The organism is Fundidesulfovibrio terrae, from assembly GCF_022808915.1.
Taxonomy (GTDB): Bacteria; Desulfobacterota; Desulfovibrionia; order Desulfovibrionales; family Desulfovibrionaceae; genus Fundidesulfovibrio; species Fundidesulfovibrio terrae.
The window spans coordinates 101723-113444 of sequence record NZ_JAKZFS010000001.1 but is presented as its reverse complement, the minus strand read 5'-3'; the positions used below and the strand labels follow the sequence as shown (position 1 = coordinate 113444).

The 11722-nt window shown below is 68.1% G+C and carries 10 protein-coding genes; 4 read left to right on the top strand and 6 right to left on the bottom strand.

Features of this window, described 5'->3' with window-relative positions:
* Positions 1–12 precede the first annotated feature (12 nt).
* From ML540_RS00555 to ML540_RS00545, 3 genes are all read right to left on the bottom strand, one after another.
* Complete coding sequence (locus ML540_RS00555) at positions 13–1713, bottom strand: sensor histidine kinase (protein WP_243357784.1); 1701 nt, start codon at positions 1711–1713, stop codon at positions 13–15.
* 101 nt (positions 1714–1814) lie between these two features.
* Positions 1815–3164: a glucose-6-phosphate isomerase gene (locus ML540_RS00550; protein WP_243357781.1), complete on the bottom strand. Its 1350-nt coding sequence runs from the start codon at positions 3162–3164 to the stop codon at positions 1815–1817.
* Positions 3165–3281: 117 nt separating this feature from the next.
* The gene (locus ML540_RS00545) at positions 3282–4454 is read right to left on the bottom strand and encodes a pyridoxal phosphate-dependent aminotransferase (RefSeq protein WP_243357779.1); all 1173 of its coding nucleotides are present in this window, start codon (positions 4452–4454) and stop codon (positions 3282–3284) included.
* Positions 4455–4517: 63 nt separating this feature from the next.
* Between ML540_RS00545 and sfsA the strand changes: the two genes are divergently transcribed.
* Positions 4518–5282 carry a DNA/RNA nuclease SfsA gene (gene sfsA, locus ML540_RS00540; RefSeq protein ID WP_279343188.1) on the top strand — a complete coding sequence of 255 codons (765 nt, stop codon included), beginning with the start codon at positions 4518–4520 and terminating at the stop codon, positions 5280–5282.
* A gap of 78 nt (positions 5283–5360) precedes the next feature.
* Here the strand turns inward: sfsA and ML540_RS00535 are convergent, their stop codons facing one another.
* Positions 5361–5636, bottom strand: coding sequence for a hypothetical protein (locus tag ML540_RS00535; RefSeq protein ID WP_243357776.1), 276 nt, complete (start codon positions 5634–5636; stop codon positions 5361–5363).
* Positions 5637–5749: 113 nt separating this feature from the next.
* Between ML540_RS00535 and ML540_RS00530 the strand changes: the two genes are divergently transcribed.
* Positions 5750–6841 carry an AMIN domain-containing protein gene (locus ML540_RS00530; protein ID WP_243357774.1) on the top strand — a complete coding sequence of 364 codons (1092 nt, stop codon included), beginning with the start codon at positions 5750–5752 and terminating at the stop codon, positions 6839–6841.
* A 26-nt stretch (positions 6842–6867) separates the two neighbouring features.
* Positions 6868–7740, top strand: a complete 873-nt coding sequence (locus tag ML540_RS00525) for a DUF1134 domain-containing protein (RefSeq protein WP_243357771.1) — start codon at positions 6868–6870, stop codon at positions 7738–7740.
* Positions 7741–7797: 57 nt separating this feature from the next.
* Here ML540_RS00525 and ML540_RS00520 read toward each other — a convergent pair whose 3' ends face one another.
* Positions 7798–10083 (bottom strand): glycosyltransferase family 39 protein, encoded by a 2286-nt coding sequence (locus ML540_RS00520; RefSeq protein ID WP_243357769.1) that lies wholly within the window; start codon positions 10081–10083, stop codon positions 7798–7800.
* Between the two features lie 169 nt (positions 10084–10252).
* Positions 10253–10792: an HD domain-containing protein gene (locus ML540_RS00515; RefSeq protein WP_243357766.1), complete on the bottom strand. Its 540-nt coding sequence runs from the start codon at positions 10790–10792 to the stop codon at positions 10253–10255.
* Between the two features lie 40 nt (positions 10793–10832).
* On the opposite strand from ML540_RS00515, the gene ML540_RS00510 reads away from it, so the two are divergent.
* Positions 10833–11660 (top strand): WcbI family polysaccharide biosynthesis putative acetyltransferase, encoded by an 828-nt coding sequence (locus tag ML540_RS00510; protein ID WP_243357764.1) that lies wholly within the window; start codon positions 10833–10835, stop codon positions 11658–11660.
* The last annotated feature ends 62 nt before the right edge of the window (positions 11661–11722 follow it).

Below are 11722 nucleotides of genomic sequence, written 5' to 3'. Positions count from 1 at the left end.
GGCCCGGACAATCTAGGGCTTGGCGAAGGCGATGTCCACCCTGGCGCCGCCCTCGGGATTTTCGCCGAGCGTGAGCGCGGCCCCGTGGCTGCGCAGGATGTTGGCGGTGATGGCCAGCCCCAGGCCCGTGCCGGTCTGCTTGGTGGTGAAGAACGGGTCCAGGAGCTTGTCGCGGATTTCCTCGGGCATGCCCGGTCCGGTGTCCATGATGGTGAGCTTCGGGCCGTCCTTGTCCTGGGTGACCTGCACGATGATCTGGCCGCGCACGCCTCCCTCTTCCCCGTCCCGGGCCTGGGCGTCCTGCACTTGCCCGGCCATGGCCTCCAGGGCGTTGACCAGGATGTTGTACACCGCCCGGTAGAGGAGGTCCTTGTCCGCCCGGACCATGATCCCCCGGGCGTAGGCGCGCACCACCTCCACGCCCTGGTCGCGGCACTTCTGCTCCAGGAAGGTCAAGGCCTGGTCCAGGATGAGGGCCAGGTCCACGGGTTCCAGGTTCAGGTTGCGGGGGCGGGCGTAGTCCAGGAAGTCGCCCACGGTCTTGGAGAGGCGCACGGCCTCCTCGTTGATGGCCGTGAGGATCTTGGCGGTGAGCGGGTCCTTGTCCTTCTGGCGCGACACCAGCAGCTCGGAGCTGGAGCGGATGATGCCCAGCGGGTTGCGGATCTCGTGGGCGATGCCCGCCACCATGCGGCCCATGCTGGCCAGCTTCTCGTTCTGGAGCATCTCGCGCTCGAACACCTCGCGCTCCTGGAGGCGCTGGGCGCTCAGGCGGTCTGCGCGGTGGATGAGCATGCGCAGGACGAAGAAGAGGATGCAGGCCGAAACCAGGTTGGACAGGATGATGATGCGCTGGAAGGTGATGAGCTTCTGGTAGTCCTCGGTGATGTCCTGGGTGAACTCCAGCGCGCCGATGACCTCGTCCACCTTGACCAGGTTCACTTCGCCCTGGCCTGCCTGCGCCTGTCCGGGGGCGGCGTTTCCCTGTTGCCCCTGTCCGGGGGCGGCGTTCGCGCCCTGTCCCGGCTGTCCGGCCTGGCCGCCCTGCTCCGCCGGCGTCCCCGGAGTTGCCTGAACGCCCGGAGTTCCCGACTCCGCCGCCGGCTCTCCGGTCTCGCCCTGTTTCGGGGCGGACGTGTTGCCCTCCACGAAGGCCACGGGCAGCGACCCCTTGAAGCGAAGCGGAGCCATGGTGCGCATGACCACGGAGCGCGGCACGATCTCGGGGGAGAACATGGCTCCCAGAAGGCTCGTCTGGTACAGGAATTCGTAGTGGAGCTTGCCCTCGCCCACGGCCTGGGCCACGGCCTCGCCCCCCAGGCCCGACTGGCCCACCAGGGACTTGTCCAGGGCATAGACCGTCACGCCGTCCGAGGTGTAGATGCGCAGGTCCTGGACCGGGAAGTCCTCCAGCACCGACTGCACCACGGTGTCGAGCACCTTGAACTGCTCCGGGTTGGCCAGGTTCAGCTCGCCGAACTGGAGTATGGCCGGCAGCGCGAAGCGGCGGGAGATGTTGTGGTTGAGCGTCTCGGCCCAGAGCCTGGCGAACTCGTACTGCTTTTCCAGCAGCACCTGCCGGGCGTAGTTGGCCAGAAAGATGGACAGGAACAGGCTCGACAGCAGGATGAGCACCAGGGTGCCCCAGGAGACGAACTTGATGAGGCCTGCGGAATAGCGGCGGCTGAAGGGCCGCTTGGGGCTCATTTCCATGCGGGCGCGGCCAAAGGACGGCCCGTCCCGCGCTGGCGCGGCGGGCCGGTCATCGTCTGAGGGACTGGGCGGATACAGCGCCGCGAAGCCTCGGGCAAGGGCTAGAACTCCGTGGTCTGGTGCTGCGCGGCCAAAAACTCGGCCAGCTCGGCCTTTTCCTTCACCAGCCCGTCCGCGCCCAGGCGGGCCTTGGCCAGGCGCTTGCCCAGCTCAACGGCGGGCTGGTCCAGGGGGTCGATGGACATGAGCCAGCCCGTGAACAGCGTGGACAGCTCCAAGAGGGCCATGAGCCTGCCGCACTCGTGCTCGCCGCACGTGCCCAGGCGTGCCTCCACCAGGGGGATGCCGCGCTGGGTCATGGCCATGCGGCTGCCCAGGGCTTCGGCGGGCAGGAGGTCGCCCATGGCCTTGCCGCGCAGGAAGCCGAACTCGGCCGGGATGTCGTCGGGGAAGGCCAGGCCGGGATGCGCCTCGTCCGAGGTGAGGAACAGGCAGCCCTTGTCGCGGGGGCCGTCCAAAAACATCTGCTGCAGGGAGTGCTGGTCGGTGACGCCCACGGCCGGAAGCGGCATGGAGCCCTTGCCCTGCTTGCCCAGGCTCTCGGCCCAGAGCTGCCCGAACCAGGCCCCCAGGGTGGCCAGTTTCGGCACGTAGCAGAAGAAGATCAACTGGGTGAACCCGGAGTCCATGATGGACCAGTTCCAGGTGGCCAGCTGCCAGGCAGGGTGCGCGGCCAGCATCTTGGGCGAGAGGATGGTGTCGAAGAGCGGGCGCGACACGCTAAGCGCCCCCTCCACCAGGGCGTCGCAGTCGATGCCCAAAAACGTCGCCGGGACCAGGCCCACGGCCGAGAGCACCGAATAACGGCCGCCCATGTAGGTGGGCACGGGCAACGTGGTGAAGCCGTGCTTCTGGGACTCCTTGTGGAAGAAGCCCTCGCCGCCCGTGACCATGACCAGGTGGTCCTTCCAGTCCTGGCCCAGGCTGTCCTTCAGCCACTGGCAGGCCAGGAAGTATTGGCTGGTGGTCTCGATGGTTCCGCCGGACTTGCTGACGGCCACCACCACGGTGTCCTTGGGGGGCAGCTTGGTGAAGTAGGCGGCCAAGGTGGGCACATCCACGTTGTCGGCGATCCACAACCAGGGGCCAGTGTGGCCGGGCTGGTCCTGCTGCGGGAAGAAGGCCTTCTGCAGGGCGCGCGGCCCGAGAGCCGAACCGCCGATGCCCAGGAGCAACATGTGCTTGAACCCCTTGAGCCGGGGCTTGAGTATCTCCAGGTCCCTCTTCAGGGACGGCCAATGGGGCATGTTGACGAAGGGCAGCCTCCCCCCCTCGGGGCCGGAGAGGTCGGTAGCGAGCTTTTCCACGAAGGCCCCGAGCCGGGCCTGGCCCGCGCTTGGGAAGACGCCCTTGGGGTAGGCGCTGGTCCAATCGAGCACGTTGTCGGACATTGTGGCGGCTCCTTTCCTGTACTGGTTCCTGGCTGCGGCGCACGGGCGCCCGCGCATCAGTACTGCAAAATCGTTCTTCGCGTCATGAAAACGCGTTCATGTTCCGGTCGCGGGCGTCTACCCCTTGAGCACCTTGCCCACGGCCTCAAGCGCCCGGGTCAGGGTGTCGTCGTCCACCGCATAGGAGAAGCGGATGCAGCGGTCGTCGCCGAAGGCGCTCCCCGGCACCAGGGCCACCAGGGCTTCCTCCAGAATGCGGGTGCACAGCGTGGCCGAATCCGGAGTCTTCTCGCTGTAGCAGGCGGAGACGTCCGGGAACAGGTAGAAGGCTCCGCCCGGGTTGGGGCACTTGACCCCCGGCCAGGAGGACACGATCTTCATGGCCAGGTCGCGGCGGCGCTTGAAGTTCCCGCGCATCATCTCCACGTATTCGAAGCCGCCGGTAAGCGCGGCCACCGCGCCCTTCTGGGCGAAGGAGCACACGTTGGACGTGGACTGCCCCTGGATCTTGGACAGGGCCTTCACCAAGTCCGGATGGGCCACGCCGTAGCCGATGCGCCAGCCGGTCATGGCGAAGCTCTTGGCCAGGCCGTTGACCACGGCCACGTTCTCGGGGTGCTTCTCCCACCAGCCGATGCACGAGGCGGGTTCGGCCGGGGCGTACACCAGCTGGTCGTAGATTTCGTCGGAAACCACGAACACGTTTCGCGACACCGCCCATTCCATGATGGCGTCCAGCTGCGCCTTGGAGTAGCAGCAGCCCGTGGGGTTGGAGGGCGAGTTGAGCACCAGGATGCGCGTGCCCGGGGTGCGGGCCTTGTCCAGAGCCTCCACCGACACCAGGAAGTCGTCCTCGGGCTCGGTGGGCACGGGCACGGGAGTGCCGCCGGCCAGGAGCACCATGTCCGGGTAGCTCACCCAGTAGGGCGCGGGGATAAGCACCTCTTCGCCGGGGTTCAAGAGCGCCGTGAACAGGTTGTAGAGCACCTGCTTGCCGCCGTTGGACACGATCACCGCCTCACGCGGAGGGGTCACTCCGTAGAAGCGCCCGAAGTAGCCGCCCACGGCGTCGCGCAGGTCCGGGATGCCGGGCACGGGGGTGTAGCGGGTGAAATTGGCGTCCAGGGCGGCTTTCGCGGCGTCCTTGACGTGCTCGGGCGTGGGGAAGTCGGGTTCGCCCACGGCCAGGCTGATGACCGCCTTGCCCTGGGCTTTAAGCTCCTGGGCCTTGGCGTTCATGGCAAGGGTGGCCGAGGGCTGGATACGGGACAGTTTGAGGGAAGTGCGCATGCGTCTCTCGCTTAGCTTGCGTGTAAATGGGCGGACGAACCGTCTGAACCTGTAGAGGAAAAAATGGAAACAGTAAATTCTTCCCGTCCGCTCGTACCCTTCGGGGGGAAAATACGCCGCGCGCGCCTCATCGGGCGCAGGAAGCGCTTCCTCATGGACGTGGAGGACGCCTCCGGCCCGTTCACGGCCCACACCAACAACACCGGAACCATGCTGGGGCTTTTGCGTCCCGGCAGCGAGGTGCTGCTCTCCGTGAGCGACGCCCCCTCGCGCAAGCACGCCTGCACCGTGGAGGCCGTCAGGCTCCGGACTTCCGGGTTCCCGGGCTCCGGGACCCAGAACTCCGGAAATCCGGGGTTCTGGGTGGGGGTGAACACGGCCATGCCCACGCGCATCCTCAAGGCCGCCTGGGCGGCGGGACTCATGCCCGAGTGCGCCGGATACGAGACGTTCAAGACCGAGCCGCGCTTCGCGGAAGGGAGACTGGACGCGCTCTTCACCGGCCCGGCCGGAGAGCTTTACGTTGAGACCAAGAACGTGACCATGGTGGAGGACTGCCAGGCCCAGTTCCCGGACGCTCCCTCGGAACGCGCCAGCAAGCACATGGGGGAGCTGGCCAGGATCGCCCGAGGCGGCGCGCGGGCGGCGGTGTTTTTCGCGGTGCAGCGCCCGGACGGACAGTGTTTCGGCCCGGCCGAGGCCGTGGACCCGGAGTACGCCCGGGCGTTCAGGCAGGCCCTGGCCGCCGGGGTGGAGGCGTGGGCCTACGTGGTGGACGTGGCAGAGGATGGATACCGGCTTTCGCGGCGGCTGAGGGTGGCCTCGTGAATCCCGCGAAGCCAGACGGGATTCCAAAGGGAGGAACTCCCTTTGGCCGCCGGAGGCATCTTAACTCTTCTCTTCGCCTTACGCTTCTCCCTCGTGGGCTTCCCCCGGCACATCCTTCCTGAGCTTCTCCCCGTACTTCACCCGGGCCTCCCACACTTTCATCCCCACCCTCTTGCCCAAATCGGCCTGGCGGGCCTTGAGCAGGGCCTCAGCGGCCTCGCGGTTGCCCTGGGCTTTCAGCAGCGTGGCGGATTCCAGATCCCGCAGGTATTTGGCGCACTCGGCGATGACCCCGGTGAGGTCCAGCTCGTCGAGCTCGGCGGGGACGCGTACGGACCTGACGCGGCGTGACATGGCGGCCTCCTTGAATTCGTTTCGTATTACATTCGCGCCCGGCGCGCGTCCAGTCAAGCGGGCTCTTGCGGACGGCGCGCCAAGGATGATAGCGCAAGGCCCAAGGAGTCCGCATGGCCCTGACACGCAACGACAAGATGCTCATCCTCGCGGCCGTGGCCCTGGCCGCCGCCGTGGTGGGCGGGCTGGCCTGGTGGAGGATGTCCGTCCGGCAGGCCGAGCCCGTCCAGGCCCAGAACGCCGCCCAACAGGCGGGCCAGCCGATCGCACCGCCTTCCGCTCCCCCTGCGCCGGAGCACAAGGTGCAGGTCCCGGCCGAGACCAAGGCCCCGGTCATGGCCCCGCTGGCACCGGCCGCCCCCGCGGCTCCGCCCTCGGAGCCTCCGGCCGAGCCGGACAAGTCGCTCCAGACCATCTTCACGGAGAAGCCCGCTCCGGAACCGGCTCCCGCGCCCTCAGCCGTTTCGCCTCCAGCAGAGGAAAAACCCGCGCCAGCGCCCGTGGCCGAGCCCGTAAAGCCCAAGAAGCCGGAAACCCCGGCCGAGCGCAAGGCCCGCTTGGCCGCCGAACGCAAGGCCGCCGCCGAGGCCAAGAAGGCCGAGGAAGAGGCCCGCAAGGCCCGCGCCGACACCCTGCGCCGCGCCCAGGAGGAGTTGCGCAAGGCCGAGGCCGAACTCAAGCGCACCCAGGCCCAGGCCAAAGCCCAGCCCCCCAAGGAAGCTCCGGCCCAGGCTCCCGCCGAGCAGGCCAAGCCCGAAGCGGCGAAACCGGAGGCCCCGGCCGGACAGGCCGCCCCCGCCCAGGGTCAGGCCTCTCCCGAGGCTGGCCCGGCCGCAAAACCCGAGGCCAAGGCACCGGCCGAACAGACCAAGGCCAAGACCGGCCCCGAACGCCGCATTATCGACAAGCTGACGGTAACCGACACCGGCTCGGAGCTGGTCATCACACTGCGTGGGGCGTCCACCGCCTCCAAGCCCGAGGCCCTGCTGCTCACCGCCCCGCCCAGGCTGGTGATAGACCTGCCCGGGGCCTGGGCATACCACAACACCGACAAACCCTCCGGCGGCCAGGTCCTGGCCATCCGCGTGGGCACCCATCCGGACAAGCTCCGCCTCGTGCTGGACCTGGCCAACCCGCCCAAGGGCCCCAAGCACCCGGACGTGGAGAAATCCCCCGATGGCCTGGTGATCAAACTCGGCAAGTAAGCCGCCGACAACGACGGAGAATCCCCTTGAAAAAGACCGCCGCGCTCCTTCTGCTGCTGACCCTGGCCTGCGCCGCAACCGCCGCCTACGCCCTGCAGGAGCGCACCATCACCGACGAACCCAGCGTGGACAAGCCCCAGGCCCCGGCCAATCAGAGCGCGCCCGCTCCGGCGGCTCCCGCCGCCCCGGCTCCTGCCGAGAAGGCCCCTGCGCCGTCGGCTCCGGACAAAGCTCCGGCCAAGGCCGAGCCGCCGTCCTACCAGCCCGCGACCAAACCCTTCGGCTCGGACAAACCCGCCTCCAACGGCAGCTGGACTCCCGGCGGCGCGAAAGAACCCGCGCCCGTGGAACCGGCTCCGGCGGCGGGCAGCTCGACCAGGGTCACGGAAATGCCCGAGGCCAAGCAGGTGCAGGTGAGCACCTACTCGCGCAAGGAAGTGGACGAGCAGGTCATGGGCTTTTTCGAGGGCGGGGCCAGGGGCCTTGCCGACCTGATCACGCGGGCCTTCGAGAAGTACGGCGAGCCAACCGGCTTCATCAAGGGCAACGAGGGCGCTGGCGCGTTGGTGGTGGGCCTGCGCTACGGCGAGGGCTGGCTGCACCTGAAGAACGGCCAGAAGGTCTACGTCTACTGGCAGAGCCCGTCCGTGGGCTTCGACCTGGGGGTGAACGCCTCCAAGGTGTTCTGCCTGGTCTACGGCATGACCGACGTCAAGGAGATCTTCCAGCGCTACCCCAGCGTGGACGGCAGCGCCTACGTGGTGGGCGGGTTCGGCATGAACTACCAGCGCTCGGGCAGCGTCACCCTGGCCCCCATCCGCTTCGGCGTGGGCCTGCGCCTGGGAGCCAACGTGGGCTACATGCACTTCACCCGGGAGCGCACCATCAATCCGTTCTAACGGTCGCGCCCAGGATTCGAACGTTCCGGGCACCGGCTTTGCCGCGCGCCCGGCGCGTCAGTTTCCGGACTGGGCCCGCACCAGCCGGAATGCGGTGAAGGACGCAGCAAGAAAACGCGGATCGTCCTTCTCGAAGGTCTCGCCGGGAGCGCCATGTCTCCCCTGGTTCCACAGGGCGTAGCGCACGCTCAGCACGTTGGCGCCCTTGCGGGCCTGAACGGGCACCGCGAGCTTTCGGGACTCCGGGAATAGTCCCGCGTCCGGGACATTCACGGGCGCGCCGTTTACGGCCACCTCCACCCGCTGCCCGGGGATGGGGCTGCGGGCCTCCATCTCCAGGACGAACTTCTCCCCGCCCTCCGCCTCGAAAGTCACGCCCGTCTCGGGACCGCTCCCCCAGCGGAACCGGGTCTGCCCGGCCGTCTCCACCGGTCCGAGCCCCGTGACCGCCACGGGCGCGGCCGAGTCGAAGCCCGGCTCGGGGGCATTGACGACCATATCCATGGAGTCGAAGCGCACCGCTTCCGGATTGTTGTAGAAACTCGGCGACTCGCCCGAACAGAGCATGCGCACGGTCACGTCCAGCACGCGAAACGGCGCGGTGCGGCCCAGGGTGAGCGTGGGCGTGCCGCGCGCCCCCACTTCGCGAATGCTCAGGCCCGCGCGGGGCGTTTCGCCGTCGAAGGCGTAGAGCACCTCGAACAGGTTGCCCGGCGCGGTGTTGGCCATGACCAGGCCGATGTCCACGTTGGGCGCGAGCCGCCCCGAGGAATTCTCCACCCGGAAGGTGAAAGAGGCGGGGCTGTCGAAGCGGGAGGGGTACAGGCAGTTGCCCAGGGGGGAAAAATAGGGCCGCAGGTCGTGGGCCTCGTACACGCGCCGGAAAAAGAACTCCGGGTCCGAGGAGATGGCGAAGCGTCCAGGCAGGGCGTCCAGGGCGAGCGCCGGGGTCCTCGGGATGGCGAATCCCTGCAGGGAGTAGCCGGAGTCCAGGCGTTTATCCATCACCCGGGGGAACCCGGCCTGCTCGATGGCGAACATGGTCCGCGAATCGGTATGTTCGGAGGCCAGGCGCTTGACCAGGTAGAACTCCACGGCGGAGTCACCCGGCCCCACGGCGTTCAGGCGCGGATCGCCCAGCCCGCGCCGCTTGAGCTCCCAGCTGATGAAGTCGATCTGCTCGGCGGGATAGAACCCCGCGACCATCTTTTCGGTGAACGGGTTCGGCAGCGCGAAGGCCAGGAACCGCTGGCTCCAGTTGTGGTTGATGTAGCCTGAGTCCTCTTCGTAGAGCGCCCTGTGCTTGTCCGTGACCAGGAAGTACGCGCCGCCCGCGGTGATGAGCGCCGCGAGAAGGGTGGCGGGGACCGGGATGGCGAGCGCCCCCCTGGCCACGAAGAGCAGCAGGAACGGCAGGATGAAGGCGATGTGCTGCGGCTCGTAGATGATGCCGTAGCGCAGGGCGATCAGGGCGGCCAGGGGCAACGCCGCCATGGCCGTAAGGACGGCGGCCGGTCCGGGCCGCCTGGTCCAGAGCAGCGCGAACCCGGCCAGCAGCAGCACGGTCAGCGCCTGCCACGCGCCGGGGACCGGAACCACGTCCAGCAGCGCGCGCAGGTTCTCAAGGGTGCGGGTGGCGGTCCAGAGCATGGAGTTGCCGCCCAGGGCCACGCCCGGGAACTTCCCCATGCGCGCAAGCATCGGCGCGGCGCTCGCGGCGAGGCATGCGCCAAGGCCCGCCACGGTGAAGAGGCCCATGCGCGCCCCCAACGCCCCCATGAGGATCGCCACGCCCACCACCGCCAGTTCGCTCCCGATCACCAGGCCGCCGTTGAAATGCCACAGCGCCGTCAGAAAGCTCGCCGCGATGAGCAGCCAGGCGTTGCGCGCGGACGGGCGGTCGAGAAAGCCGACCAGGCGTTGCGCCGCCACCAGGGTCAGCAGCAGCACCAGGGCGTGCGGCCGCACGGCGCGCGACAGCGCCACGTGCAGAAGGTCCACCGCCAGCAGGGACGCGGCGACGAGGCCCGCTCCGCGTGAGACCAGACGCGCCCCGAGCCGGTACAGGACGTAGACGGCGGCCGTGCCGCCCACGGCCGAGATGAGGCGCACGGAGAAATCGTCCGAGGCCACCGCGATGACCAGTTTGTTGAGGAAGTAGTAGAACGGCGGATGGGCGTCGGTGTACAGCGAACGGCGCAGGATGTAGCCCCATTCCTGGGCGGCCGCGCCCGTGACCAGGGCCTCGTCGTGCAGCAGCATGGGCACGCCCAGGGCGTACAGACGCAGGAAACCGGCCGCCAGGAGGATGAACGCGAGCACGGCCAGCTCCCATCCGCCCATGGCGCCGGGGGAGCTCTCCCAAAGCCGCGGGCCTTGCGGAGAGCGGAATAAGTCGTTTCTGTCGTCGATTGGCATCGGATTTGGAAGAACGGGTTGTCCGGCGTCCGGGCTGGCCGCTCTTAACCGGGCAAACCCAGCTTCGTCGAGCGCTTGCGCCAGCCAGGCAGCGCTACGCCGCCACCTCTCGCATGGCTCCGATGGCCAGGGTCAGGAACTCGTCCAGGCCCACCCCGGCCTTTTCGCACTCCAGGATGTTCTCGCGGCGCACGGCGCGCGCGAAGGCCTTGTCCTTCATCTTCTTCTTCACGCTCTTGGCTTCCAGGCCGTCGTAGCCCGTGGGGCGCATGAGCGCGGCCGCGTGGATCAAGCCCGTCACCGTCTCGGCGCAGCGCAGGCCGAAATCCAGGGCGCTTTCGGGCATAGCGCCGGTCATCTCTCCATTGTGGGCGGCGATGGCCCGCACGGCCTCCTCGGGCAGCTTGCCCGCGAGCATGGCCGCCGATTCCAGTCCGTGGCGCTCGGGCTGATCCTTGGTCTGGGGATAATCCAGGTCGTGGACGAGCCCGGCGAGGCCCCACACGTCCGGGTCCTGCCCCAGGCGGTCGGCCAGGGCGCGCATGACCGCCTCGGACTGGCGGGCGTGCAGGATCATGTGGGGTTCGGGATTCTGGGCCTCGATGAGTTCAAGCGCCTGGCCGCGTGTGATCATGTGTTCTCCTCCGGGCCCGCCTGTGGTAAAGGCGAGCCCCATGCTTTCCGGGAAAAAACTGTGCATCCTCCATGGCAACTGCCAGGGGGAGACCTTGGCGGCGTTTCTGGCCTCGTCGCCCGGGTTCACCGCCGCGTTCGCGGTGGAGTACTACGTCAACTTCACCCGGCAGGCCATCCCCCAGGAGAGCCTGGACCGCTGCGGTCTTTTCCTGCACCAGCACCTGGGCTCCGAGTGGGGGGAGCTTTCCTCCGACGCGCTCAAGGCGCAGCTGCCGCCGGGCGCGCAGACCTTGTGCTATCCCAACATGCTTTTCAAGGGGTACTGGCCGTTCTGGTCCAACCGGCCCGGGTTCGACTACGCCGACAGCCTGCTGGAGGAGCTTCTGGGACGCGGCCTGGGCAAGTTCGAGGCCCTGCACGTGGCCCTGAAGGCGAGCCTTGACCGCATGTACGACCTGGCCGCCCTTCTGGCGGACACGCTGGCCAGGGAGCGGGAGAAGGAGCTTCAGAGCGACGTGAGGTACGTGGACCTGATCGAGGAGAATTTCCGGCAGGACAAGCTTTTCCAGAGCGTGAACCACCCCGGCAGGCGGCTCATGTTCCACGCGGCGGATTCGCTGCTGGCGCTCCTCGGCCTGGAGCCGTTGCCGGACGCGTTCAGAAATGCCTGCCCCGAGTTGTACCAGGATTTCCAACTGCCCATACACCCGGGCGTGGCCGCCTTTCACGGGCTGGACTTCGGCGGCTGGCAGGAGCGCTACAACGTGTACGGGCGTTCCCTGACCTACCCCGAATACATCGCCCTGTACCTGGAGTGCAGGCTGGCCGGCCGAAGCGATTTCATCACATTTCTGCAGCAGGGTTGAACCAAAGCGCAATATAGGCGATACAGGCGACTTGTACCGGCCTGTTCGCTTCGCGCACCGGG